A 24,015-nucleotide genomic window follows, 5' to 3' on the forward strand; every position below is an offset into this window, starting at 1 on the left:
CGAGAGGGGTGCGGGTGAACGACGTCGACATGATGGCCGAGCAGATCGCCGACCTGGTGCGGCGAGCCAGTGCAGCGGAGACGGCCCCCGCCGACCGCATGCATCTGCTCGCCGAAGCGGTCGGCATCGCGGTCGACCCCCTGCAGCAGCTCGAACTGAGCATGCTTGTGGCCGATGTGGCTGGCCGAGCCGCGCACGACGCCGCCGGCCGGGCCCTGCGTGGGGAAGGTCGCCCCGGAGGGAAGGCGGCGAGCTGGGCGCAGATCGGAGCAGCGGCCGCCCTGGCGAAGGACACCGTCTTCCGCCAGTTCCACGGCGGAACGGCACTGTCGTGGTCTCCGGCCGCTCGCGGGGTCAAGCAGGCAGTTCGTCGGCCTCCCGTCGAGGAGGCCCGCTGATGGCAGTCGACCAGAGCCTCAGGGGGGAAGCGCTCCTCCTTGCGGCCGCCGCTGAAGTGCGCTCATGGGACGCGGAGATCTCCGAGGCCCGAGGCCGCCAAGTCCGCTGGGTGGCGGGCGAATATGGCCGGGCTCTCGCTCGCCCCGACCATCCGCTCGACAACGAGGCCCCGGCGCGTCACCTGTTCGGGCGGGAGGCCGTCGACGTCTATCTGGATCTCGCGGCCCGCGGCGAACTGCGCGCCCGCGAGGCGGAGAAGAAGAAGCCGAGCACTGCCAACTCCCGGCAGACCCGAATCGAGGTCCTGGCGCTCCTGGCGAAAGCGGCCGAGGTCTACGCCGACCTGCCGCCGCAGCCGGAAACCGCGCGCAAGCAGCCCGTGCCCGACCGGGCACGTTCACTGCTGCGGACCTCACTCGAAAAGGCCGCAGACCGGCAGGACGCCCGCCCCTCCCAGATCCGGATGCTCGCGATCGGTGCCGTCATCGCCGACACCGGCGCCCGCTCCGGGGAACTGTGCGCTCTCCGGCTCGATGACCTGGCGCCCTCGCTCCAAGAGGTGCGCATCCTCCGCCGGCCGCAAGGATGGAGCGAAGAGAAGGCCTACGTCGAACTGATCGGACTGTCCGGCCTGTCACGGGCCGCACTGCGCCGCTGGCTCGCCGAGCGGCACGCCCTGCTCGCACGAGTCGGGGGCACTGCAACCGCCCTGTGGGTGAGCGTTCACCCCAACCACCGCGGCGACCATCCAGTGCCTCCAGGCACGCCACTGGAGCCGCGCGGCCTCTACCGTGCGTGGGTCCGTGCCGTGAACTCGACCAACGACGACATGGCCGACGAACCGTCATGGGTGCCCCTGCCTGAACGCATGGAGCCGCTACGCCGCGGCGTCTGGCCGAACAGTGCGCCGGCCCCGAGGCGGCCTGACGCTGAACGGGCCGTCGTCCTCCTGGACGCTGTCGCCGAGTGCGGTCGCGCCCTGGCCGATGCCCGGCGCTCCGGGGAGGCGGGCAGTGCGGTCGAACTCCAGGTGCGGCGCGCCTGTCAGCGGGCGGTGCGCGAGGCGTGGGCCGAGGGCATCGAGCACGCCGTGCAGCTCTCTACCCTCGCGGAAGGGGGCTTGAGTGACGATGAGGGGCTCACGGCCGCCGGATGGGAGCGCACACTGCTCCACGCCGTAGACCGGGCAATCGGCTGGGGCCGACCCTCGAAGGCCAAGACCGCCTGACCGGATTCCGTGCCCGTGGGCTCCGGGGGTGCACCCCGGGGCCCACACATTTCTGGACCGGCGACGCATGCGGGTGATCGTCGCCGCAGGGCGTGACCTGCGGGGCGGCGAGGGGAGTTGACCCGGCATGACGTACCGATGGATGACCACGGCCGCCGTGGCGGCCGCGACGCTCGTATCCCTGGCGGCACCCGTCGGCGCCCACAGCGCCCCCGCCGTGAAGAGCGCGGAGGCCTGTACCGCCACGTGGAAGGCAACCCAGCGCGTGGCCGTGCGTCGCCCGGGCTCGTTTGGCGGGCCGGTAGCCACCATGAACTCTCCGGTTCATCACTACCTGCGTAAGGGGCAGGTGGTGCGGTCCTGTATCGCGGCCGTTGCACGCACCGAGAGTGGGCCCGCCTATCGGGCATGCGGAGGCGAAGGGAACCTGTGGCGGATCGTCCCGGGCGGTCAGGCCCCCCAGACCTGCCTGCGCCGACTGTGATGCGGCCGAGGCGCCTGCGAACCGAATCCGAATCCGCTCGCGGTGGTGGGTGCTCGAGGAACGCCGCTCCGCGACGCGCCTCGTGCACCCGGCTCGCGTCCGGTCAGGCCGCTTCGACCTGCATGAGCAGAAGGTCGAAGACCGGTCCGTCGGGCCCGTTGCGGTACGGGCCCGCGTACCGGTAGCCGAGCCGGTCGTACAGGGCACGGCCAGCCGAGTTGTCCGGCCGTACCAGCAGGGACGACCACTCGGGGGCGATGGCGGTCAGGAGCGCGGCGTGCAGCCGCGTCCCGATGCCCTGACCCTGCCAAGGCGGAGCCACGGCGAGTTCACACAGCCCCATCAGGCGCCCGGTGCGGGCCCGTTCGGGAACCTGCGGCACCAGGTCGCTGCCGAACCAGTAGTCCGCGCTGCAGGGGAAGGCGTAGCCGAAGCCGACCATAGAGCCGTGCGCGTACGCGGCGACGAGGGTGAAGCCCTCCTGGTGGTTGCTGACATGACTGAGGACCTGGCGGCGCAGTGCCGGGACGGACAGACCGTCGCTCGCGGCGCCCGGCGTGTCCACGATCTCCGGGTGGGCGTCCGCCCACAGGTCGGCGACCGTGTCGACGAGCGGCGGCACCTGCCCGGGCCCGTAGGTGCGGATCACGACGTCTGTGCGGGTGCTGGGGGTGGTCACGCCCGTCCTCCTCCGATCGCGGTGGTGATGGTGCGGTACTCCTCGATCCAGTCGGCGACCGCAGGAACGCGGCTGTGCCGCTGGAGTGCACCCGCGACGTCGTGCAGCGACTGCAGCAGCCGGTCGGAGCGCACCTCAGGGAGGAACGCGAGGACCTTGCCTGCGGCGTCGGCGGCAGCCTCCGGCTCGGGCCGGTCCCTCACCGCATGTTGGATGGCGACGTCCGCCGTGTACAGGGCGGAATTCCTCGCAAAGGCGCCGCCGTGCAGCAGAACGGCTTGTTCCGCCCCGGCGGCGGCCCGCTCGTGCTGCCCCAGGTCGGCCCGGGCCAGCGCTTCCAGCCCGGCCAGTTCACCGGGCGCATAGAAGTCCAGCCAGGGCGGATCGGCATCGGCGGGCCCCTTCGCGTACAGGTGGTGGGCCCTGACGATCGCCCGGTCCGTCGCGCCGGCGTCACCGATGAGGGCCCAGCCGCGCGCCTCGCGCATGTGCATCAGGCTCAGCAGCCGGTGGGAACCCAGCCCCCGGGCAACGGTCTGGGCGCCCTGCGCGGAGGCGACCGCCTCGCGGGGACGTCCCTGCGCCTTGGCCAGCAGGCTCAGGCAGCCGAAGGCGTGCGCCTCCAGCTCGGCGTCACCCGCGATCCGTGCGGCCGCGAGGGCCTCCCCGTACAGCGAATGGGCATCACCCGGGCGCCCGGAGTCGAAGGACAGCCACCCGGCGGCGATCGAGAGTGAACCGACCGCTGTACGGAGTCTCTTCTCCGTGCCGGAGGTGTAGGAGCCACTCTGTAACCACTGGTAGGCGCGGTGCAGCGCCTGCGAGGCCGCCTGCCGCAGGGCCGCCGAGCCGTGCTCGTGGTCCTCCTCATACAGCTTGGCCACGGCCTTGTTGACCGCGCGAACCTCGCCCGCGCCGACCTTGCCAGGGATCTTTCCCTCGCCGGAGATGGGGAGGCCCAGAACCACGCCCGCCCCATCGCGCAGGAATCCGCGGCGCTCCACCGGATCACTCTCCTCCCGCGGACTGGGCACCGCGGCCGCGGCCGCGGCCGGCGACGGCCCCACGGTCGTACGGAAGCCGAGCTGTTCCATGCTGCGCCCGGTCATCCGCGTGAGGATGCGCCGGTAGACGGACCGGGGGCAGTCGACCTCCCCGTCCTCCCATGCCGCCACCAGTCGCGCTCCGCAGCCCACTGGCTCCCCCAGCTCCTGGCCCGCTCGGCGCACGGCAGCGGCGAACTCCATCCGGCTCATCTGGAATTCACGCTCCCGCACGCGGCGGAAGACCGTGTTGGGAGTGGCGTTGCGGCGGTCGACCATGCCGGGCTCCGGGCGTCGGCGGCTGGGAGAGGTGCGGAGACGGTACCCGCCCCTCATCTGTCCTGTCCCCGGGACTGGGGGCAGTTCACCCTTCCCGGGCGGACTTGCATCGCTCTTGCATCACCGCAGCGTCGCGCCTGCCGGGCATCGCCTGCTTGCGTTGACCGTGACGTGACGACTGCTCAGGACGGGAGAGCGCCGTGGAAGAGGCTGCGAGCAGTGGTGCCGCGAGGACACTCGCGCCGGCACCGCCGTGTGGGCCGGGCGAGCCCGGCATCACTGATGCCATCGACGCCGCGCTCATCCGGCAGACATGCACGGAGGTGCTCTGGGCCGTGCGGCCGGTACCGGAGGCTGAACGGGAGGAAGTCGGTGGCCTACTGCTCGGGCACATGCAGCTGCTCATCCCTGAACTCGCCGCAGCAGTTCCTCTGCTGAAAGGCGCCTGGCGGGACACCGCCGATCACGTCCTCGTCTCCAGTCGCCGCATGCTCGCGGGGGGCGCAGGGCCGCAGCGTGAGGACCTGCACGGACTTGCAACGCAGGTCCGTGCCCTGCTCGACCTGCGGCAGCAAGCGGGTCCCCTTTCCTGCCTGGCCGCCCTGATCACTGAAGGCCGCCCATGATCTACGCGCCGACCGCCCACCCTCGCCAGACCGGGCACCCCGGCTACGAGCTGGAGCTGGAGCGGGCCCCGCAGGCGGCGGAACAGGCACGTTCCCTGGTGCGCGTGGCTCTCGCCTGCTGGAACCTCGAAGAGTACGCGGACAGCGGGGCCCTGCTCGTCTCCGAACTGGTCGCGAATGCCGTCCGCCACGCCTGCGGGCCGGGCATCGAGGTCCACATCGAACGCCCAGCCCATGACCTGCTGCTGTTCGCCGTGGTGGACCAGGCCCCAGAACGACGACCCCAACTGCGCACGCCCGGCCCCGACGACGTGTCGGGCCGGGGCCTACAGCTGCTCAACGAGTTCGCCGACCGATGGGGCTGCGACACCGTCGCCCCCCGGGCAGCCCAGCCGCGCGCCAAGCGGGTGTGGGCGGAGCTTCGGGTCGCGCCTTGAAAGCCAACCGGGACCTGGCGGAGAACGTGCTCCTCGTGCTCGTCACCGGAAGCCTGGTGGCCGTGCTGGTCATCGCGTTGGCGGCGCGCCCGAGCCGTTGACCGCTCCGGCCTGTCCCCGATATGACCAGGAACGCCGAGAGTGCGGCAGCTCCGAAGACGCAGAATCGGGAACTGCCGCACTCTCCCGGCCTCCTCCATCAGCCGGGCTGATACGTGGTCTCACCGGCCTCGGTGTCGCTGCTGCTGCGCGGCCGGGCCGCCTGCTGTACGCGACGGGCCGTCCTGCTGGCCGAGGCCTGTGGAGGGCCCGCGGGTGACCGTTGTAGACCTGCTGCGCGCCGCGTCCGTCCGTACCGCCGGCGTGGCGGGTGAACGCGCCGTCCACACCGGCCCCACCGCCTGGCGCATCGCGTCGTCAGCCGCCGGATGAACAAGCGGCCGGGCAAGGTGCACGATCGCGGTCAACTCTGCGAAGGCCGCCTGACGGTCGGTGCCGGACAGGCGCTCGATCCTCTCGCACGCCCGCCCCATGTTGGCGGCGGCGACCCGCGACTCCTGCTCGGTCCAGGGCCGGTCGCGCTCCCCCGTCACGGCCAGAGGTGTCGCAGGTGAGCGCGTCCACTGCTGCGCATCGTTGAGGTGGTTGGCGTAGACGACCTGGGCGTCCCGCCGGACCACGAAGACACTGTTCGCCAGATGCTCCGCGTCGATGCCGCCACTCGCCCTCACGACCCCTCGGTAACAAGCGTCGTGAATCCCCTGGTCGATCATTCGGCCCTGCCCGAACGCTTCTACCTGCTGGAGGTAGCGATCCAGGGCGCCCAGGCGGCTCATCGACTCGTGAACGGCGACGATCGGCACCTCAACTCGGTATCCGGCCGCACGCAGCCGCGCCGCTGGTTCCTCGAAATCGCGCGGATCGCGCATCGCCGACTCCAGCACGACGTCGAAGCGCTGTGCGATGGCGTAGGCCTCCGCGGCCTCCATCCACCGGTGTCCGTCGACGCTGGTGTAGGCGCCCGCCGTGGTGTCGTCCGCGCGCATCAAGTCGTCGAACTTGGGATGGTAGGGCTTGTACGTGTCGAGATTGATGTTCACGGCATGACCGCGGCCGGAGAGAGCCTGCGTCACCAGCGCGGTGATAGACGTCTTCCCCGCGCCGGTCTGGCCCGAGACGATGACCGCTAACGGATGATCCTGAGGCGTCCCGACCAGGTCGTTGGGCACGATCCGCTCGCGGAAGATCCGCTCGCTCACATCCGCAGGCAGGACGTACCGGGTGCGGTCCACCTCGGTCACGTAGTCCCCCGCAGGGCACGCAGAAGGTCGGCACACTCGGTGGTGAGCGCGTCCACCGCCGCACGGTCGGCGGGAGACAGCTCCCGGCGCCGCCCGGCCCAGGAGCGTTGTTGCTCACTCAGCTCCGCCACGCGATCCGCGTCGCCAACTGACTCCGCCTCACCGATCTGCCGGGAGAGGGCACCCACGACGTGGTTGATCCCCTCCAAGGCCACCTCGTAGGCCGTCCCGTCCTCGGCCGACCAGGTGGCCGCCCCCATGTCCTTCAAGATCGAATCAGACTCCGGCACGACGTCTCCCGTTCTCAGCGCTGAGTGCGGGGGTCGAGATGCCCCGCCCCCTGGCTCGACTCTCGCAGACCAGCGCCCCAAGGGTCGGACCTTTCAACTGCCGTGCTAGGTAAAGGGCTAGTAATGGCGCTAGGTTGAGTCCTATGGACCGGGCTAGCAGTCACGCCATATAGCGCGCTAGCTATCGCCTATCACTCCACCTCTTCGGGCCCATGCGCATGGTCCTGCCGTGTCGCTTCCTAGCCGGCGGATAGTGTCGTTCGCCAACGCTCAAACACCCCAGGAGAAGGAGGCGCACCAGTGCCACCAGTAGAAGTCGCGATGGAACTCGTAGACCTATCCGAGGCCAAGAGAAGCCTCGAACGCCGGTACCAGAACATCGACACGGGCAAGCACGACGCCAAGGTCCTCGCCATCGTCAACGGCAAGGGAGGCGTCGGAAAGTCATCCGTCTCTGCTGCTTTCTCCGCAGCTCTCGCCAAGCTCGGCCATCAGGTCCTGCTCGCAGAGCTGGACGAGCAGGGCAACAACTGCGAAGACCTCGGCATCTCCAACAGCGCCCTGAACGACCGGGGAGCTGCTCAGGCCGCAGCCATCCTCAGCGGCAAGCCCCTGACTCCGACCGGCGAGGCGCGCCCGAACCTGCACGTCGTCCCCGGTGGAGACGAGCTGGAAGAGGTCGTTGAAGAGCTGTACTGCCAGCGGCGAGCAGCTAAGAGCGCCGTCGATCCCGACGACAAGACGGCGTGGACGCTGCTCTACGCGGCCGCGATCGACAACGTCCGCGACAAATACGACCTGATCATCCTCGATGTCGCCCCCGGCTCCGAGGTCCTCCAACTGTCCGCGCTCACCGCCGCCGACTACGTTCTGATCCCTTCGAAGTCCGACCCCTCGTCCCGCAAGGGCCTGCGGGCCGTGGCCAAGCGCTTCGGCGCGGCCGCAGAGGTCAACGACGTCCTCCAACTCCTCGGTGTTGTCCTGTTCGCCACGAACAGCTCTGCAACGAAGGTGCAGGAGAAGATCCGGGAGCACCTGGAGGAGGACCTCAACGGGGCAGCCCCGCTGTTCCAGCAGACCATTCGTCACGTCGAGGCCGCAGCAGTGGAAGCACGGCTTCGCGGACGCGTGCCGCAGGAGCTGCGCAATTCCAAGGAGCTGCCACCGCCGCTGCAGAAGTCCATGGGCGCGCTGGCCACCGACTACCAGTCGCTCACCATGGAGATCCTCCAGGAGATGACGGCGCGCAAGAACAGCGCTGCGGCAGGTGAGGACGCATGAGCGCAAGGGACGACGTCAGCAGCGAACTCCCCGACGGCGAGGCGTTGTCTGCGTTCGCACGCTCGGCCCTCGGCGGCGGCCGGCGCAGGGGAGGAGCGGCTACCCGGACTGCGGCCGCCGCAGCACCCCCCGCCGCGGCCGCACCCGAACCCGTGGACGCCGCGCAGCCCGAACCGGCAAGCGACGCGGGAGCACCGGCCATCCCTCACCCGTCCGCCGACGGCGAGAGCGCGCTACAGAGCGAGGTGAAGCCCAAGCGTGCAGTTACCCCGAAGCGAACGGCGGAGGAGTCGAAGCAGCCGGCCGCCACCCCTGCCGCGCCCTCGGAGCCCGAACCGGAACCGGCTGCACAACGCCCGCAGGAGGACGAGCGGGCACCGAAGGGCGCCGAGGTCGAGGTGCGAGCCGTCGTCGTGCCCACGACGCGGACTTCCATTCCGCCCGGCTTGCAGGCCGGAGGGGTCATCGAGGTCCAGGTACCCGACCTGGGGCCCACCGGCAGCCGCCCCACCCAGTGCACGGTCATGCTCAGCCAGAACGTCCGTGACCGGTTCGCCCGCTACCAGCTCGAAAAGAAGATCGCGGGCGAGAAGGAACCCTCGAACGCCCTCGTCGTGCGCCGCGCGTTCCTCCACGCCCGACGCAACGACCTGCTCGGCCAGATCCTCGCGTCCGTCTATCACCAGGCGATCGAGGTCGACGAGGAGGACTACGACGAGGACGGCATGCTCGGTGATGTCATCGGACGCCGCACGGTCCGCGGCCGACTCCGTGACAACGGGCAGCAGTCTTTCCGCCCGTCCGAGCAGGAGCTAGCCACGTACGACGTGTACAGCCGTGCGTACGGCTTCCCCAACCGGTCCGATTTCGTGGAGGGCATCCTGGACCACTTCCTTCCTCAGCTGCCGGGCCCTGGGCGTCGCCGATGACCTAGCGGTCGGGGCCGTCGTTCCGACCCGGCCCGTCAACGCACGAAGGCCCGGCCAATGTTGGTGGCCGGGCCTTCGTGCGTTCGGAACTGGACGGCAGCATACGGCAGTTGTGGTGTCGCGGGGTCGGCTGGCAGCCCGGTGGGACCAGCAGCGGCGCGCACCAGCCGATGCGCCGGCGGCCGCCACCGCGCTCCGACCTTCGCTCTCGCGCTCGCCGACCGCCTGACCGCCGCTGGCCACACAGTGACCGTTCAGAGGACGTCGTCCAGCGCTGACGCCTGCCCGTCGTCGACGGCACCCCTGCGGGGGAGCGGACGAGGACTGGCAGGTCACCCCTGTCCCACAAGACGTCCCAGAACACGCCTGAGAGGCCCCAGGGGCTCCGTTCCCACCCCCATGGTCCCGGAGGGCCGGTGGCGACCCGGGAGCCGCACAGGGCCGCTCAGAGCGACGCACGACCCCGCTCTTCCAGCTGCCGCCCGTAGGGCGTCCGCTGTCCCATCGGTGGAGACGGGGCGCCCAGGCGCCCCGGCGGAGCCGATTGGGTTGCGTTGAGTCGCCCCGAAGGGGCGTCCGATCTTGTGTTGACCTGCGCTGACGTCCTCAGGTAAGCCCCCACGGCGCGGGCCCGTCATGACCTCAGCCACGGCGAGGCCGTCACCCGGCCACCGGCCGTCACCCCCACGGGTGACGGGCCCGCGCCACTGTCCTCTAACCCCTAACAGGCCCTCGCGCTTTACTTTGGCGGTAGCCGGTCGCTCCGCCTGTCATGCGCCTGCAGCCGCATCGTGGCCGAGGCTCCGACCTGCGCTGTCAGCGTCGGGGGGTCCCCTCCGAAATCGGCCGTGAGGGTGCCACAAGCCCCTGTACCGGCGTAGACCGGTACAGGGGCGAGGCAGGCGCAACGGCCTGTTAGGGGGAGCGGGTGAAGGCATCTCCCATCGAGGCCCGCGGAGCCCGAGAGTGCTTCACCTTCGTCTTTGAGATCTCGTTGGCGACGACACCGGACCTACCGCCCCCGCTGGGCTGAGCACGTGCACCTGAGGAGGAGTCGGAACTGTCTGGCGCTGTGGTGCCATGAGTCGCGGCGAAGCCGCCTCGCACGCCCTGGCTCCCTACTACCGGTAGATAGCCCTCCGGGCGTCACCAGCGGCGCACGCGCCGCAAGGCGCTGTTTGTGTTCTGTCTCGTGTTCTAAGTAACCCCAGTGTTCTAAAGAGGACTCCCGCCTTCCCCGGGTCCCGGAAAACCCGGGTGCCGGGACTGACCAGGGAAAACGAATCATTTCCGCAGGTCAGGCCCGACAACCGAAAACCCGGGTGTCGGGCCTGACCTGGGAAAACGGCTCGCTAAGGGTCTTTCGAGGCGCCGCGGGCGGGGACGACCGGCAGTACCTCAGGGGTCGACCCCAGCCGGATCGGCGCCGGCGGAGCCGGGCGAAGGGGGGGCTGGGCGTCGTTCGGACTTGCCCCTGGCAGGTACTCCGGCCGGGCCGGGCGGGCACGCCGAGAGGCTCCGCATGAGAGGTCTTGTCCGCTGCGGTCGCTGTGAGGGACCGCAGGCGAGTTCGAGCCCACCCGCAGGGATTCACCGGGACAACGTGGCTTGTCGACGTGACGGGCTGAGGACATTGGATCGGTCGGGTGTCGTCGCTGGCGCCGGCGGGGGCTGGCTTTCTGCAGCTGGGGTTGAAGGGTTTCTGTCGAGAGTTCGCGCGGGTAGACGGCGGTCAGCCTCGGTGCAGGTCCTCGGGGGTGAGGTCGAGGAGACCGATCGGGCCCGCTTCTTTAGTAAGAGGCGCCGAGTCGCTCCAGGGCTCTGACCTGCACTTATGGCAGACTCACTGCGGTCCGGCGGACACATTTGACGTTGCAGAATGTTAACGAGCCCAGCACATTCAGCCCCGGAAGTTCAGCTTTCCCTAACTTTCAAAAGTGGGCATCCGGCCCGACGAATGGCCAGGTCAGAACAGTGCGCTCGAAGTCCGGAGCGAGTGGCCGCGGGGGCGGAACGTGTTCAGGTTGGGTTACACAAAGTTCGGGTGAGCCGAATTTTGGGGGCGTGGGGACGCTGAAAGTTCAACTGGTTCGAACTTTCAGCGTGTGGTGGGCGAGGGAGGACCTTGTCGGCGTGGCGGTCCGTAGAAAGTAAGGCTGAGCCTAACTTTGGGATAGCGTGGGATCGCCTGAACAACGAGGAGGTTCCAGTGACATCTGAACAGCCGTCGCGTGACTCGCGACGGCCCCGAGCGGTATCCGCACCCAGCACTGCCGTGTTCGACAGCATCCTCGGCCTGCTGGGCGAGCAGCTCGGAGAGCAACTTGAGCCGGCGACTCCCCCTGCGGCGAGGTCCGGCCGCAAGGTGAGGAGTCTGCACGTCGAGTTCGGAGACGATCCTCGCACCGTGCACGACTTCGCCGGCGGCGACGGCTACAGCCTGGCGAGCAACTGGTTCACGCGGCTGCTCGCACAGCTCTCGGTGGCCAACAGCATCACCAAGAGCCAGCTCTGCGTCTTCCTCTTCGTCGCGAGCGGACAGACGCCCGGCACCGGCGTTGCCCAGTTCACGCAGCAAGAGATCACGGACGGCCTGAACGAGCTGGCGGCGAAGAAGGACAACGCCAAGATGATCACGCGCCCGACCGTGAACCGTGCGGTCAAGGCGCTCTGCGAGTACCAGTGGATCGAACGGGTCGGGAACGGCCGCCTGCGGCTGAACGTCTCGCTGTGGTTCCAAGGGTCGAGTGAGGCCCAGCAGACGGTGATGGCGAAGATCACGGAAGACCACGCGGACGATGAGGACCCGAAGGTCTCCTTCCCCAACCGCATCGGTCCTGCTCTCGTCCACCACCAGGAGGAGCTGGACCTTAGCCTGGACGACGAGGCACCACCTGTCCGCGAGGAGCGCACAGGGTGATATGCGCGCTCTTACTACCGCGACCCGTTACGGAGGAAGGCACCCATGGCCCTTGAAGTGAAGTCGCCGATCGTCGGCGACCGCATCTGGGCGCTGCCCATCGGCGGCGCGCCGGTCAAATTCCTCCAGTACCTCGTCTTCCGCAGTGAAGACGGAGGTGCGCTGCCTAGCCAACGGCAGATGGCCGTCGAGTACGGCGTGAAGCCTCCTACGATCAGCGCCCTGATGGAGCCGCTGTTCGAACTCAACCTCGTGCTCCGTCCCAAAGCCGAAGAGCGAGGCGGCAACACCTACCGGCTGCACCCCTTGGCCAGGAAATACGGCAGCATGGAAGAGATGGAGGCGGCCTTTCGGCAGGCCTTCACGGACATGCGGGCAGGGAAGCTGCCGAGCCTGAACCTCCCGGACAACCAGGTTGCACCGCCGGCGGAGGGCGAACGCAACCTCCGTATCGCCTGACCAGCGCAAATCAAAGGGCCCGCCATCACTGATGGCGGGCCCTTTGTGCCTGAACAACGAGTTGAGACCTCAGTGTACGGGTGAAGACGCGTCGGTGCCGCAAGGCCGTTGCGCCGTCTGAGCCGGTACCCGAGTTCGCCGGGGCGCGTGGCCGCCGGGGGCCTTCGCCAGCCCCCGGACCCCCGCTGCCCCGGCACCGTCCGGCGCGGCCCGCTTGCCAGTTGGTGCGGCCGCGTGCGCGCCGGACGGCACCGGGGACGTTGCCACTGGGGCAGGCCGTCTCGCCCAGGCTGTCAGGATGAGGTCGTGAGCACATCTCGTCGGTCTCTGGGCGCCGGACCTCAGCCCCCTCCCGCCTCGCCGGATGAGGCTGGAGCCTCCCGCCCAGGAACCGTTGCCGAACGGGCGGCACAGCAGCCCACAACCGCTGCTCCGGACCGGCAGACGATGTTCCCCGGCGTACGGCGGTCCCTCGGCTTCGGAACGGATCGCGCCGGCGCCGCAGCTCCCTCCGACGGCTGAGGCCGTGGTCGAGGTGCGGCCGGTCAGCGAGCGTAGGCATCACAGAGATCCCGCACTGACGCCGACACCGGCGCCTGGTGCGCCAGCCCGCACAGTTCACGCATGTCGAAGGACGCTGCGGGCCGCGGGCTGTGTCGAGGCGGTACCCGTCGTGGAGGCGAGGGAGGACGAACCGGGGCAGGGCGCGAGGTGACCCGCGGCCGCGCTGCGGTGCTCGGCCGTCGCTCGGGAACGGGGCGCATCGAGGAACGCCGCTCCGCGCCGCGCCTCGTGACACCCCTCGGCGTGAGTTCGGGGCCGCCCCGACGCAGGGGCGCCGTGGAGACGAGAGCGGTTTCGGCAGACGGCTCGGGCGCCGACGGCAAGAGCGACGCCGTGTGCACGGCGGCCGCCGTCGTCCTCGGCGCAGGGCGGTCGACAGTGACGCACCCCGACGTAAGCAGGACCAGGGCCGCGATGGCGACGAGGAAGAGCGGGCGGGACATGACCCCAGACTGTCGGGGGCGGCCCAGGTGGCATGGGCGCCTCGCGGTTGATCACTGGCACGAGTGACCTTCAGAGCCCGGCCGGACCCCGAGAAGGAGCTGCACGTCGGAGAGTCCGGAAGTCGGCCGCGCCGAACCGGCCGCATCCCCGCGAGGGACACGGCCGGTTCGGCCGCCGTCAGCCGGGCTGCGAGTACGCCGCGAGCTCGGGATGTTCCCGGGCTAGCTGTTCCCGCAGAAGACGGCTCTCCTCCGCCTCCCGCAGTCGCTGCCGCACCGCCTCTTCGTGCTGTGCCCGCTCCTCGGCCGCCTCCCGCTCTCGTCCCGCGTGCTCGCCGTAGGCGTCCTCCAACATCGCGATCCACTCCCCGCGGGCCGCCACCTCGCGGTGGGACTCCGCCTGAGCGAGCCGCTCACGCAACGCAGCAGCGGCCTCCGCCGCCGAATGCTCTTCCTTCCGGCAAGGCCCGCACAAGCCGTCCGCAGGAGCCGCAAAGCCCCTCTTACCCGGGACGAGGCAGATCCGGCACTTCCACCGCTGCTGCTCGGGGCCACCGTCGTGGCCAGCAACGGAGCCGCGCTGGGCGGGCACAGCACCACGCCGATCGTCCTGGCGCTTCGCGCACGTCCGGCACGACGTTTCCGTATCCAGGATCACGCCGTCCTCGCACATCGGTTCCGGGCAGTCCGTCGAAGCACGTACCAGCGCGACCGCGACGCCAACGGGCGACCCAATGCCCTTCCCTCCCGGCAGCACGGCCTCCTCATAGCCGTGCTTCCACCACCGGCGCTTGATCCGCTCGACAAGAACCTCCGGCAAGCGCGAGTCCAGCGCATCCAGCATGGCGTCCCTCAGGACGGCAGGCCGGTACGCGGGTAGACCCAATTCCTGAGGAAACGCCTTCTCCACCGTCTTGATCGCAGCAGACTCCTGCTGAGTCAGCCGCCGCCCCGGGTCCCGTGCCTTCTTCTTCCCGGGCTTCGACGCCGCCGCGCTCCGCGACGTGGAGGGGGCCGCCGGCGCGGCCGCCCCGCTCCCCTGGCCGTCGCGACGACCGCGGGCGTTCCCCGACTCCCCCGTCGCCTGTCCCGGCACGTCGAAGTCGAGCTTCCGGCGTTCTGGCCTCGTCTTTCGCTTGGCCGCAACCTTCGCGGCGTGCCTCGCAGCCCGCTCCCGCGCGGTCTTCGTCGGCGGCTCCAGCTTCACAGTCCGGACGTTCCGCTCCTGCGCGACGCTGTCGAGCAGCTCTCGGATCTCGTCGTCTGTCGCGGGTGTGTCGTAGACCACAACTTCGGTCGCCCACTGGTTGTCCCGCGCCCACTGGATCTTGATCTTGATGACGTACCGCGCGACCTGGAGCAAGCCCCAGGCTCCGGCCAGGCCGTCCCTGCCGTAGCCGTACTTATCGGCAATCTCGGGCAGCGTGATGTCGTAGCCGTCTCTGTGGCGCAGTACGACGGTCAGCAGGCCCAGAGCCTCCAGATCGAGGCTGTTCGCGTCGTCGACGGTCTCGTTGGGGACAGCCGCGAACCTCGGCGGCCGTCCTGAACGCTTCCTCACCTCACACCCCCTCGGGGGGTGGTGAGGGCCGACCCGGACACGGTGATCGTGCCGAGTGGGCGGTTGGTAGTGCGCATCGTGCTGGGGTCTCCCCTGGTATCGGGGAGCCGTGCGACGGTGGATCTATCACCAGATCGAAGGGGCGCGGCGCACGCATGGCTGTTTGGCGCGGCCAGGTCTGGCTATTCTGATATCGGTACCCGGGTTGGCGCCCGGCGTTACCGCCGTCGTACGACTCAAGTGCTGCGGTCTTGGCAGGCCAGGATTTGAGTCAACGTTCGAACCGGAAGCCGTCACCTGTTCCCGCAGGTGGCGGCTTCCGCGTTACGGGGCGCGAGCCGTCATGGTGATCATGGTGTTGTCCTTTCGTCAGGGGAGGGCGAAGCGTTGTGCAGTACGGCTTGTAGTCAGGGCGAGTCGATCACGGGAGCAAGGCTTCCGGCGTAGGTGACATGCGGCTCCTCGGCCCCCGGCTCCTCGAATCGGGAGCGGTGCCGCAGAAGGTCGTCTTCGCTGAAGAACATGGCGTTCGGATCGTCGAAGGTGACGCTGTTGCGCTCCCTGACCCTCTCCCACAGCTCCTCGTGGCTGGCGGGCAAGTACACCAGCGTCACAGCCGCTCCAGCATCGGCTCCGACCTGAACCCACTTCCGGCGATCGTCGAAGGTCCAGAGCCCGTGGTCGAGGACGACATCCCGGCCGGCGGCCAGTTCGGCGCTCAGCTCGGTTGCGACCAGTTCGAGGATCGGACGTTCCCGGACCTTGTACGCCCCCCTAGGGAAGTCCCGCCCGTAGTGGCCGTGTTGGGCGAAGACCCGCTCGTCGGGGCAGATACGCACGAAGCCTCTTGCCTGCAGTTCACGGGCGATCGTGGTCTTACCCGACCCCGGAAGGCCAGCCAGCAGGATCAGCCGTGCCGGTCCGGATCGCTCTGGCAGTGTCCGCATCGTGCGCGTGGTCCCCATCTGCTCGGCAACGGATGTCATCGGGCGGTCTCTTCCCTGGTCCAACGACGGTCGGGACCTCCGATGTCGACGCCGTACTCGATGACCGATTCGTCGCTGTCGATCACCTGCACGGTCAGCACGATGACTGGGGCACGGGTCTCCTCCGGGATCTCCAAAGGCACAGCGTCGGACGGTGTGGTGATGCGAGGCCACATAGTGCTGATGCGGCGTTTAACGGGTCTTCCGGTGTGACGAGTGATCACGTCCACCGACGTGCCGTTCGGCAGCCTCCTGCCGATCAGCAGGTCGGGCAGAGCATCGGCGAAACGGGCCGGAATCCAAGAGGTGGAGTGCGAGACGACCGCGTTCGTGTGCTCGTCTCGGTACGTACGAGAGCGTCGCAGCACCTTCTCTCCCGCCAAGATCCCCAGAGCCTCCGCGACGTCCTCGGGCGCGGCGACAATGCCCGCCATGTGAGAGTCGGAGCGCTCACCGGCCCGCCATGACGAACCAGTCAGCTGACTGCGCTCATCCCGCTCTGTGCCAGTCGCCAGGGAGAGATAGCTCCGTACAACAGTCCCGTGGCCCCGCGAGGAAGCGACCAGGCCCTCCGCCTCCAGCGCCTTGTAGGCCTGATGGACGGTGTTCTTGGACCACTCCCGCTCCCGCGCCAGCTCCTCGATCTTGGGCAGCCGATCGCCCGGCGCGTACTGCCCGCTCTTGATCTGCGCGGCGAGCGTATCCGCGAGGTCTCTCCACTTGGGCGGCATTCAGCTGCTCTCCTCCGTCTCGGCCACTAGTCAACCACAGTCCTGATATTGGGTCACCACTGGCCGCAATATTAGTAATGCGTGGCGTCACGCATTGACATGGTTCCGCAATCCTGCGAATGTCGTTCTCGTCGTCACCGCCCCGTGAGAACGACTCACGAAGCGTGAGGGCACAGCTATGTCAAAACGGGCTCCCCGGCCGCCTGCAAGCCAAGCCGGAGAGCCCGCGTAAGGGCCGAACGAGTAGAGAGGCACGACCCTATGAACACCATCGTTGCAGGTCGCATCGTGGGTAGCGAGGGCGAGTTCATCGAAGCCGCGATGGGCTTCGGTATCGACTTCGACGCCCTCCGGACCGCGCCCTCCGAGCTGCAGTCCGACTTCCTGGAGTTCATGACGGACACCAGTGACCCGGACAACCTCATCGACCGCGAGAACATCGAGCACCTGCGCCGTGCGCTGGGCGTCCGCCCGCCGGCGAATGTGGTGCTGCTGCCCCGGCCTCGCACCGCCGCCCTGAGCGTTGCGAACGGTGGTCGGGCTGCATGAACTTCACGACCTCCAACCCGCGCCTGACCCTCCTGTTCTCCCTGCTGCCCGTGATGCTGGGCCGGGTGCGGCTGTTCGCCGCCCTGGCCGGTGGCGCCTGGCTGTTCGGGATCGAGCTGGATCTCATGGCCCGCGTCGGCATGGCTCTGATCGCACTCGTCGTCATCGCCCTGGACGCGCTTCTCACCTCGTCCAGCGCTCTCGCTTCCCCCACCCTGCGATCGGTTGTCGGCGGCTACCGCGACGAGGGGGCAGCGTGATCGGCCCCACGCATCGCTGCACGACCGAGACCGTCTCCAGCGTCACCCGTGCCCCCCGGCTCGGTCAGGAAAGGAACCACTGATGCCGACGACGACCTACGAGGGCAAGCGTCAGATGGACCGGGTCGAGGTCCGTGCCGCGGCCGGACTGGCCGAGGTGGAGGGGCGCAAGAAGAACGCCCTGACGGACATCGAGATCTCCGAGGCCCGCGACAAGGCCCGCGCCGCCGGGATCCTGCGCAGGCAGGCCGCGAAGACGAAGCGGGTGGAGGAGAAGGCCAAGCGCCGCGAGAAGCGGGCGGCGGCCCGCAAGGGTCGCTACGAGCGATGGACGGCTGCGACGGAGCGCCCCCAGCCGTGGGTGGCGTTGGTCGTGACGACCTCGATCGGCTTCGCCTGCCCCGGGCAGTACAAGGCGGCCGCGGGGCTCGGAGTGTTCTGGCTGCTGGCCACGCTGGTGCCGGTCTTCACCGAGGGCTCCACGTGGGCAATGGCCTGGATGCGTAAGAGCGCGGTGGAGCAGGACAAGCCCACGGGGGTCTACACCCTCATGCAGTGGGTCTTCGCCCTGACGGCGGCCGGACTGAACGCCTGGCACCACTGGGACAAGCCTCAGCTTGCCGTGCTGTTCGCGGCCAGTTCCATCTTCGGCGTCGCCGTCTTCGACATCTACATGCACTTCGTGCAGCACCGGGTCGGCGGCAAGAGCGCGGCGGACATCCGCCTCCAGCTCGTGCGGCGCCTGCGGCACCCTCGCGTGTCCCGCCGTGCCGCATGGCTGCGGTCGGCCGCAGGGATGACGGTGGAGCAGGCGTGGGAGACCGCGTGGCGGCAGATCTACGGCTGCGCGCCGGGCGTCACCAAGGGCGTCTTGAAGCGCTACAACAAGCAGACCGGCAAGGTCGCCGCTCTCGTCCAGGCCCACTCGGCGCTGGACGAGGATGCCTCCCTGGTGCTGTTCGAGGCGCCGCCCGAGCCGGTGCGCGCGGTGCCCGCCGGCGCGGAGTGGATGATCAGCCCCGAGGCCATGCACAAGATCCTCGCGGAGCCCGTGAAGGCCCTCCGTGAGGACGGTGCGAAGCCCGCCGGCGGGAAGGCCAAGAGGGGGCCCGAAGGCTTCGTCGCGGAGGCCGCGCAGGGGGCGCGAGGGACCCGCACGCGCTCCGCGAACGTGCAGGTCGCGCCCAACAACCCCCCCTCCGCGCAAGGCCGTCAGAACGTTGCCCGCGCGGGCGGCGCGCGGCCGTCCTCCGGGGTGCGCACGCTCGCTGCGGAGGCCGCTCGCGCGGCCACACCGGAGCAGGCCGAAGCCGAGAAGCAGGCAGCTAAAGACTGGGTCCTTGCCCGGCTGCGCGCGAACAAGAAGACGACCTGGCAGGACGTGCGCGCGCACTTCAAGGACGAGGTGCCGGTGCCCGAGCGAGTGGTGCGGGGCGAGACGTGGTGCCGGACGCGGATCAAGGAGGCCGAGCGCGTGCACAGCGGCGACGACGCCGCGAGGCTCCGCCTGGCCGCGACGAGCTGACCGCACGGCAGAGAACTGATGAGCGCGAGACGGGGCCGGTCCCTCACCGACCAAGACGATGGCCGCCCCCGTCTCGCCACCCCCGATGAGGAGGCGAGACCAGCATGACCGATACCGACGAGCGGACCGAGAAGAACGGCCGTGACCAGGCCATGGCGAAGGTGTTCCGACTGCCCTTCGTTGACGCCGAGCCCGAGGCATCCGAGACCGCCACGGTCTCGGGTCCCGCTCCGGCTGCCCGCGTCGACATGGAAAAGCCCGCACCGGCGCCGGTCGAAGGAACGGTGATCACCGCCGATGAGTGGAAGGCGGCGGACCCGGAGGGCGACGCCCCCTGGATTAACCCGGCCCTTAAGACCCCGGAAGGCCGCAGTGCCCGGCGCGCGTACCTACGGCGCCAGACCCGCCGACGGGCCCGGCGCTGGGTGTCCAGGCAGCGGACGCCGCGCGGCATTCTCCCCTCCACCTTCCGCGGCGGAGCCCGCCTCCACCAGTGGATCCGCGGGGTGGAAGGCCAGAACGCCGATGCCGCCCGCCGGCACGCCGAGAACCTTGCCCGTGAGGCCGAAAAGGCCGCTCGTCGAGCCCAGTTCTCGCTACTGCACCGAAAGGAGATGCAGAAGGCGTCTGAGCTGGCTCAGCAGAATGCTTCGCTGGCTCAGATCGTGTCGACCGGGGCAGCGATGGCCGCACGCCGGAAGATCATGGAGCGCGGATTCTTCGGCTACGGCCCGCTGCTCGCGATCGACGTAGCCGGGTTCGTGTTCCTGGACGGCGTGATCGGTCTGGGCGCGGGGCTCCTGGTCAACCTCGGTGTCTTGGCCCGCGCCGGACGCACCCCGGACATGACGCCGGAGGAGCTGGCGGAGCTGGAGCGTGCCGAGGCGGGGCTGCCCGAGCGGTTCGAGATGGGCATGACGCCGCGTGCCTTCGAGGCGATGATGTACGAGGCGCTCACCCAAGAACTCGGTGTCGCCGTGCACTCCATGCGAGTTCTGCCGCGCGAGTGGGGCTTCGAGGTCGAACTGGTCCTTAAGAACCAGACCCCGGAGAAGCTGTCGGATGGGCTGGCCCTGCTGGAGGCCTGCCTGCCGGGTGTGCGTACCAACTCGGCCCTGCTCCAGCAGTCGGCCCAGGCCCGCAACGAGTGCACGCTCCGCATCCCCGGGGACGACCCCTGGAAGGCGGTGCCGGAACTGCCCTATCGGGCGCCGAAGTCCATCACCACGCACGAGTTGCACACGGCGCAGACCGGCGCCGACATGTCGGGCAGGGCTCTTGCCCTGCCGGGCAAGCGGACCAGCACCAACACCACCGGCAAGCCCCGTTCCGGGAAGTCCACGGTCCTTCGGGCACGCCTGGATGCACTCACCGCGACGTGCGACCGGATCATCGTCGGCATCGACCTGGGCTCGTACGGGGCAGGCTTCGGCCCCTACCGCAAGGACATGCTGGGAGTGGCCCGCACGCCGGCGGAAGCCCGGGTCGTCCTTGAATGGGCCCTGACTATCGGCATGAACCGTCCCAAGATCTTCACCCGTGCCGGAATGGTCGGGGACTGGGAAGCCAGCCCCGCATTTCCCGGCATCACCGTCGTTATCGACGAATTCCCCGCCCTTGTCACGGCCGCGAAGGCAGAGACCTTCCCCAAGGCCGAAGAAGGCGAGGACAAGCCGATGCGGCTCGACGAGTTGGTGCGTCAGCTCTTCCTCACTTCGGCGAAGTCGGACGTTGTCCTGGACATTGCCACCCACAGCGTCACCAAAGAGAAGGTGGGTGACAACACCTGGATCGCTGAGGTGCCGGTGCAGGCGATGGGCGCGTGCGACCGGGACGACATCGTGCTGATCGCGGGCAAGGGCGCGATGGCGGAGGGGTGGCGGCCGGACCGGCTGGTGCCCGCCATGGGTGATGCCATCAACGACGCCTCCGTGCTGTACCCGCTGGCCGGCGCCGACTACTGCGAACCGATCCCCTACCGGGCCTGCATCGTCAGCGACGAGGAGGCCGACCGGCGGGCCACGGAGCGCGCGGCGGCCGGGCTGTGCGAGCTGGACTCCCTGTCGGCCGCCTTCGTCCGCGGTATCGAGCTGCCCAACCCGGGCGGCAGCGAACCGTGGGAGGACGGCGCTGAGGACCAGGAGCAGACGGTGCCCGTCCTCTTGGAGGCCATCCGCGGGATCTACCAGAAGCTGGGTGACCCGAGCGGCCTGACTGAGGAGGAGCTGTTCGAGGCCCTCCGCGAGGTCAACCCCGAGGTGTGGGACCTGGAGCACTTCGTTCAGAACGACACCCAGATGACCAAGGGCGCCGTCCTGGCCCTTGTGCTCGACAAGGTTCTGGCGCCGCGCGGCCAGAAGTGGACCAAGGAGTCCTACCGCCCCAAGGGCGCCCAGCGAACGGTCAAGGGCTACCGCCTGCTCGACCTCAAGCGGCTCGTCGACGAGGCCTGACCCGTTCCGGAACACCCGGAAACATGCAGGTCAGCGTGGGGGAACCGGCCCGGAACAGGGCCGGAACCCCCGCTCAGGGCCGGAACAGTGTTCCCCCTCCCCGGCCCCGTTCCGGAGCTGTTCCACGGCTCTGACCTGCACGTTTCTCTCCGTTCCGACGCCGTTACGTCCGGAAGATCACGAATGTTCCCCGAGGAGATCCGATGCCGATCCGCCCGTGGCGTGGCCTCAACCCCGACGGAGGCGACCATTACCTGTCCTTCGAGCGCCGCTTCCGCGTCGTCGTCGAGGACCCCGCGCACGCCTGGCGCCAGGCGTGGATCCAGACCGTAATCGTCTGCCCGGTGTGTGAAGCCGAGACCGGCCTGCGGCTGGCGTTCAAGACTGCCGTGGACCTGGCGGTCGAGGCTGCTTGCCCGGTCGGCCACATCTGGGTTGAGCCCCGCGTCGCGGTCTCGCACTGGATGGCCTACTGCCGCTTCCAAGCCGGACAGAGGGAGTCCGACTGGCTGTGGCTGATCCAGGCCGGATTCGGCGAGGAACCGCCCCCGCCGATCGACTACGTCAACGATCTGCGCGGCGCCGCGGTCGAGGTCGCCAAGTACGGCAAGCGCAAGGCAAAGGCGAACCTCCGGCGGAAGTTCCGCAAGGCCAAGAAGCAGGTCGGCAAGCGAGTGCGCAGCGAGGCGATGCGCCCGGTGGCCGCCGCCCTGCGTACGGCATGGGTCATGCAGGCCGGAGGCGTCGAGCCGGTCAAGGCCTCCCGCCGGCGCCCCGCACCCAAGCCCCCGAAAACGCCGCCGATCTCCGCCTACCGCAAGGCCTACGGCGTCCAGGCCCCCGAGAAGGGCCCGAAGTGCCTGGTCTGCGAAGACAGCGGCCAGATCACCGCACCCGGCATCTCGATTCCCTGCACCGAGTGCGGCGGACCGGCCGCCGCCGCACTCGCGGACGCCGAACGTCGTGCAGAGCGCGCCCGCCAGGGCAAAGTCCGCCGCCCCGCCGCCAGCGAGTAGCCCCGGCGCTCCCGCTGGTTCCGAACTCTGTAACTCCCGGACTTCGGAACTCGGCGGCAACGCCCGGTCAACTCGGCCGGATTCCCCACGACGAAGGAGTCACCGTGAACGTGCCCGGCAAGCTCACCGCCCTCGCCGCCCGCCTCACCGGCAGGACCCAGGCGCACGAGACCACCGAGCAGCTCGTCACCGCGCTTGACCGGCAGATCGGTCAACTGACCGACCAGCGCGGGCCCGAGCACCTGGCCGACGCCGCCGCCCTCCCCACCCCGGCCGCCTACCAGCCCGGTCTGATCGACCTGCGCGGCGACGCCTACGACATGGCCCTCTACCTGGACGCGCTGACCACCACCGCCCTGGCGCTCGGCGACGCCGACCTCGCCGACGCCCTGGTCGAGGCCAGCGAGTTCGCGCACGCACTCGTCGCCCGCCTCGCGGCCGCCGCCACCGCCACGATCCCCGTCCCCGCCATCCCGGTCGCCAACGCCGCCTGACCAGCAGAAACAAAAAATAGCCTACAAATAGTGGGCACACGCTAGACAGGCCTACAAAAAGTAGGCATTCTAAGAGTGTGAGCCCGGCCAGGGCCTCGCACCGACGGGAAGGAACCTCGCCCATGACCATGGCCCAGCACCTGAACTCCGCCGTCAACGACGGCCGCGCCCTGCGAACCCGACAGCACATCACCCACGGCATGCGCCTGCTGGGCGACCACACCGGAACCCTCACCATCGTCGTGACCGGCGCCGGGGTCGTCGCCTGGAGCATCAACACCTACATCGTCGTGTTCGCCCCGGTCCTGAACGTCACCTTCGGCATGGCCGTGGTGCTGATCCTGGCCGCGTTCGGTGCCGCCCACACAATTCGGGGCCTCGCGTACGGCTTCGCTGACCGGATCGACCCCGACAGCCGCGACGGTGACGACTTGTGGGACGTCGCCCAGCAGATCGACGCAACCACCAGGGATCTCCTCAACGGTGCCGATCTGGACGACACCAGCATCGCCCTGCAGGCCAGCAAGGTAGTGCCTGCCCTGCGCGGGCTGGTCGGGCTGCTGAGCGTCAAGTACGCCGAGAACGGTAAGCCGGACGAGGCGGCGGCCCTTGAGGAGACCGAAGCGCTGCTCTCCCGCGCCGCCAACTCCCTCGGTCACCGCGACGACGACGAGTGACTTTGCCCCGGGGCGGCCGCCATCCCGGCCAAGGAATTAACCGGCCGCCCCGGGCCCCGAACCCGCTCCAGAACGGAGCAGGAGGAGAACCCATCCTCCCCCATCCCGAAGGAGCACCCCAACATGCCGAAGCCCGACGCCGCCAAGGCCGCCGAAGCCCAGCGCGTACAGCAGGTGCAGCAGCGCCTCGCGGCCGCGAAGACCACCCGCGACCTGCGCAAGGCCGACGCCGAGTTCGACTTCTGGGCCGACGTGGCCGCAGCGATCGACAGGGGCGAGGTCAAGCAGACCGAGGCCTGCGAGGCCATCGACTACAAGCGCGAGTACGTCCGGCGCCAGCTCATCGAGCACCGTGCCCAGGCCGCCGCCCGGGCCAAGACCGACACCACCGACTGAACCAC

General features: G+C 69.3%; 23 protein-coding genes. 16 read left to right on the plus strand and 7 right to left on the minus strand.

What is annotated here, in order from left to right; genetic code table 11:
- Positions 1-14: 14 nt before the first annotated feature.
- Together ACFY3I_RS40045 and ACFY3I_RS40050 are read left to right on the plus strand one after the other, a co-directional pair.
- Complete coding sequence (locus ACFY3I_RS40045) at positions 15-398, plus strand: hypothetical protein (protein WP_390865869.1); 384 nt, start codon at positions 15-17, stop codon at positions 396-398.
- Positions 398-1,627 (plus strand): hypothetical protein, encoded by a 1,230-nt coding sequence (locus ACFY3I_RS40050; protein ID WP_390865870.1) that lies wholly within the window; start codon positions 398-400, stop codon positions 1,625-1,627. The genes ACFY3I_RS40045 and ACFY3I_RS40050 overlap by 1 nt, the downstream gene beginning before the upstream one ends.
- Before the next feature lie 587 nt (positions 1,628-2,214).
- Here the strand turns inward: ACFY3I_RS40050 and ACFY3I_RS40055 are convergent.
- A complete protein-coding gene (locus tag ACFY3I_RS40055) occupies positions 2,215-2,790 on the minus strand; it encodes a GNAT family N-acetyltransferase (protein WP_390865871.1) in 576 nt (191 codons plus the stop codon).
- Positions 2,787-4,112, minus strand: a complete 1,326-nt coding sequence (locus ACFY3I_RS40060) for a hypothetical protein (RefSeq protein ID WP_390865872.1) — start codon at positions 4,110-4,112, stop codon at positions 2,787-2,789. Before ACFY3I_RS40060 ends, ACFY3I_RS40055 begins: the two co-directional genes overlap by 4 nt.
- Before the next feature lie 200 nt (positions 4,113-4,312).
- Between ACFY3I_RS40060 and ACFY3I_RS40065 the strand changes: the two genes are divergently transcribed.
- Positions 4,313-4,738, plus strand: a complete 426-nt coding sequence (locus ACFY3I_RS40065; protein WP_390865873.1) for a DUF6415 family natural product biosynthesis protein — start codon at positions 4,313-4,315, stop codon at positions 4,736-4,738.
- Positions 4,735-5,175 carry an ATP-binding protein gene (locus tag ACFY3I_RS40070; protein WP_390865874.1) on the plus strand — a complete coding sequence of 147 codons (441 nt, stop codon included), beginning with the start codon at positions 4,735-4,737 and terminating at the stop codon, positions 5,173-5,175. The genes ACFY3I_RS40065 and ACFY3I_RS40070 overlap by 4 nt, the downstream gene beginning before the upstream one ends.
- 221 nt (positions 5,176-5,396) lie before the next feature.
- On the opposite strand, the gene ACFY3I_RS40075 is transcribed toward ACFY3I_RS40070, so the two are convergent.
- Together ACFY3I_RS40075 and ACFY3I_RS40080 are read right to left on the minus strand one after the other, a co-directional pair.
- Positions 5,397-6,476 (minus strand): zeta toxin family protein, encoded by a 1,080-nt coding sequence (locus tag ACFY3I_RS40075; protein WP_390865875.1) that lies wholly within the window; start codon positions 6,474-6,476, stop codon positions 5,397-5,399.
- Positions 6,473-6,766 (minus strand): hypothetical protein, encoded by a 294-nt coding sequence (locus ACFY3I_RS40080; protein WP_390865876.1) that lies wholly within the window; start codon positions 6,764-6,766, stop codon positions 6,473-6,475. The genes ACFY3I_RS40075 and ACFY3I_RS40080 overlap by 4 nt, the downstream gene beginning before the upstream one ends.
- A 300-nt stretch (positions 6,767-7,066) precedes the next feature.
- Between ACFY3I_RS40080 and ACFY3I_RS40085 the strand changes: the two genes are divergently transcribed.
- The 4 genes from ACFY3I_RS40085 (at position 7,067) to ACFY3I_RS40100 (ending at position 12,355) form a co-directional block, all read left to right on the plus strand.
- A complete protein-coding gene (locus tag ACFY3I_RS40085; RefSeq protein WP_390865877.1) occupies positions 7,067-8,047 on the plus strand; it encodes a ParA family protein in 981 nt (326 codons plus the stop codon).
- Positions 8,044-8,976: a hypothetical protein gene (locus ACFY3I_RS40090; protein ID WP_390865878.1), complete on the plus strand. Its 933-nt coding sequence runs from the start codon at positions 8,044-8,046 to the stop codon at positions 8,974-8,976. Before ACFY3I_RS40085 ends, ACFY3I_RS40090 begins: the two co-directional genes overlap by 4 nt.
- Positions 8,977-11,251: 2,275 nt before the next feature.
- A complete protein-coding gene (locus tag ACFY3I_RS40095) occupies positions 11,252-11,896 on the plus strand; it encodes a hypothetical protein (RefSeq protein ID WP_390865879.1) in 645 nt (214 codons plus the stop codon).
- Positions 11,897-11,941: 45 nt separating this feature from the next.
- Entirely contained in the window at positions 11,942-12,355 is a 414-nt protein-coding gene (locus tag ACFY3I_RS40100; protein WP_390865880.1) for a hypothetical protein, read from the plus strand.
- Positions 12,356-13,540: 1,185 nt separating this feature from the next.
- Here ACFY3I_RS40100 and ACFY3I_RS40105 read toward each other — a convergent pair.
- The 3 genes from ACFY3I_RS40105 to ACFY3I_RS40115 all read right to left on the minus strand — a co-directional run bounded on the left by ACFY3I_RS40105 (position 13,541) and on the right by ACFY3I_RS40115 (position 16,640).
- Positions 13,541-14,923, minus strand: coding sequence for a hypothetical protein (locus tag ACFY3I_RS40105; protein WP_390865881.1), 1,383 nt, complete (start codon positions 14,921-14,923; stop codon positions 13,541-13,543).
- A 407-nt stretch (positions 14,924-15,330) separates the two neighbouring features.
- Positions 15,331-15,909, minus strand: coding sequence for an AAA family ATPase (locus ACFY3I_RS40110; RefSeq protein ID WP_390865882.1), 579 nt, complete (start codon positions 15,907-15,909; stop codon positions 15,331-15,333).
- Positions 15,906-16,640 (minus strand): GntR family transcriptional regulator, encoded by a 735-nt coding sequence (locus ACFY3I_RS40115; RefSeq protein ID WP_390865883.1) that lies wholly within the window; start codon positions 16,638-16,640, stop codon positions 15,906-15,908. Before ACFY3I_RS40115 ends, ACFY3I_RS40110 begins: the two co-directional genes overlap by 4 nt.
- A gap of 261 nt (positions 16,641-16,901) precedes the next feature.
- On the opposite strand from ACFY3I_RS40115, the gene ACFY3I_RS40120 reads away from it, so the two are divergent.
- The 8 genes from ACFY3I_RS40120 to ACFY3I_RS40155 all read left to right on the plus strand — a co-directional run bounded on the left by ACFY3I_RS40120 (position 16,902) and on the right by ACFY3I_RS40155 (position 24,010).
- Positions 16,902-17,189 carry a hypothetical protein gene (locus tag ACFY3I_RS40120; protein WP_390865884.1) on the plus strand — a complete coding sequence of 96 codons (288 nt, stop codon included), beginning with the start codon at positions 16,902-16,904 and terminating at the stop codon, positions 17,187-17,189.
- Complete coding sequence (locus tag ACFY3I_RS40125) at positions 17,186-17,449, plus strand: hypothetical protein (protein ID WP_390865885.1); 264 nt, start codon at positions 17,186-17,188, stop codon at positions 17,447-17,449. Before ACFY3I_RS40120 ends, ACFY3I_RS40125 begins: the two co-directional genes overlap by 4 nt.
- Before the next feature lie 82 nt (positions 17,450-17,531).
- The gene (locus tag ACFY3I_RS40130; protein ID WP_390865886.1) at positions 17,532-18,974 is read left to right on the plus strand and encodes a hypothetical protein; all 1,443 of its coding nucleotides are present in this window, start codon (positions 17,532-17,534) and stop codon (positions 18,972-18,974) included.
- 104 nt (positions 18,975-19,078) lie between these two features.
- Complete coding sequence (locus tag ACFY3I_RS40135) at positions 19,079-21,427, plus strand: hypothetical protein (RefSeq protein WP_390865887.1); 2,349 nt, start codon at positions 19,079-19,081, stop codon at positions 21,425-21,427.
- Between the two features lie 203 nt (positions 21,428-21,630).
- Positions 21,631-22,443, plus strand: a complete 813-nt coding sequence (locus tag ACFY3I_RS40140) for a hypothetical protein (RefSeq protein ID WP_390865888.1) — start codon at positions 21,631-21,633, stop codon at positions 22,441-22,443.
- 104 nt (positions 22,444-22,547) lie between these two features.
- Positions 22,548-22,937 carry a hypothetical protein gene (locus tag ACFY3I_RS40145; RefSeq protein WP_390865889.1) on the plus strand — a complete coding sequence of 130 codons (390 nt, stop codon included), beginning with the start codon at positions 22,548-22,550 and terminating at the stop codon, positions 22,935-22,937.
- A gap of 122 nt (positions 22,938-23,059) precedes the next feature.
- A complete protein-coding gene (locus ACFY3I_RS40150; RefSeq protein ID WP_390865890.1) occupies positions 23,060-23,614 on the plus strand; it encodes a hypothetical protein in 555 nt (184 codons plus the stop codon).
- Positions 23,615-23,737: 123 nt separating this feature from the next.
- The gene (locus ACFY3I_RS40155; protein WP_390865891.1) at positions 23,738-24,010 is read left to right on the plus strand and encodes a hypothetical protein; all 273 of its coding nucleotides are present in this window, start codon (positions 23,738-23,740) and stop codon (positions 24,008-24,010) included.
- Positions 24,011-24,015: the final 5 nt, after the last annotated feature.

The organism is Streptomyces sp. NPDC001068, from assembly GCF_042897315.1.
In the GTDB taxonomy this organism is placed as follows: Bacteria; Actinomycetota; Actinomycetes; order Streptomycetales; family Streptomycetaceae; genus Streptomyces.

Excerpts from the sequence above, each read along its gene's own strand:
- ACFY3I_RS40125 (WP_390865885.1), top strand. The coding sequence starts at position 17,186 with ATGAACTTCACGACCTCCAACCCGCGCCTGACCCTCCTGTTCTCCCTG.
- ACFY3I_RS40155 (WP_390865891.1), top strand. The coding sequence starts at position 23,738 with ATGCCGAAGCCCGACGCCGCCAAGGCCGCCGAAGCCCAGCGCGTACAG.
- ACFY3I_RS40135 (WP_390865887.1), top strand. The coding sequence starts at position 19,079 with ATGACCGATACCGACGAGCGGACCGAGAAGAACGGCCGTGACCAGGCC.
- ACFY3I_RS40050 (WP_390865870.1), top strand. The coding sequence starts at position 398 with ATGGCAGTCGACCAGAGCCTCAGGGGGGAAGCGCTCCTCCTTGCGGCC.
- ACFY3I_RS40110 (WP_390865882.1), bottom strand. The coding sequence starts at position 15,909 with ATGACATCCGTTGCCGAGCAGATGGGGACCACGCGCACGATGCGGACA.
- ACFY3I_RS40090 (WP_390865878.1), top strand. The coding sequence starts at position 8,044 with ATGAGCGCAAGGGACGACGTCAGCAGCGAACTCCCCGACGGCGAGGCG.
- ACFY3I_RS40100 (WP_390865880.1), top strand. The coding sequence starts at position 11,942 with ATGGCCCTTGAAGTGAAGTCGCCGATCGTCGGCGACCGCATCTGGGCG.
- ACFY3I_RS40150 (WP_390865890.1), top strand. The coding sequence starts at position 23,060 with ATGACCATGGCCCAGCACCTGAACTCCGCCGTCAACGACGGCCGCGCC.
- ACFY3I_RS40140 (WP_390865888.1), top strand. The coding sequence starts at position 21,631 with ATGCCGATCCGCCCGTGGCGTGGCCTCAACCCCGACGGAGGCGACCAT.
- ACFY3I_RS40060 (WP_390865872.1), bottom strand. The coding sequence starts at position 4,112 with ATGGTCGACCGCCGCAACGCCACTCCCAACACGGTCTTCCGCCGCGTG.
- ACFY3I_RS40130 (WP_390865886.1), top strand. The coding sequence starts at position 17,532 with ATGCCGACGACGACCTACGAGGGCAAGCGTCAGATGGACCGGGTCGAG.
- ACFY3I_RS40120 (WP_390865884.1), top strand. The coding sequence starts at position 16,902 with ATGAACACCATCGTTGCAGGTCGCATCGTGGGTAGCGAGGGCGAGTTC.
- ACFY3I_RS40115 (WP_390865883.1), bottom strand. The coding sequence starts at position 16,640 with ATGCCGCCCAAGTGGAGAGACCTCGCGGATACGCTCGCCGCGCAGATC.
- ACFY3I_RS40070 (WP_390865874.1), top strand. The coding sequence starts at position 4,735 with ATGATCTACGCGCCGACCGCCCACCCTCGCCAGACCGGGCACCCCGGC.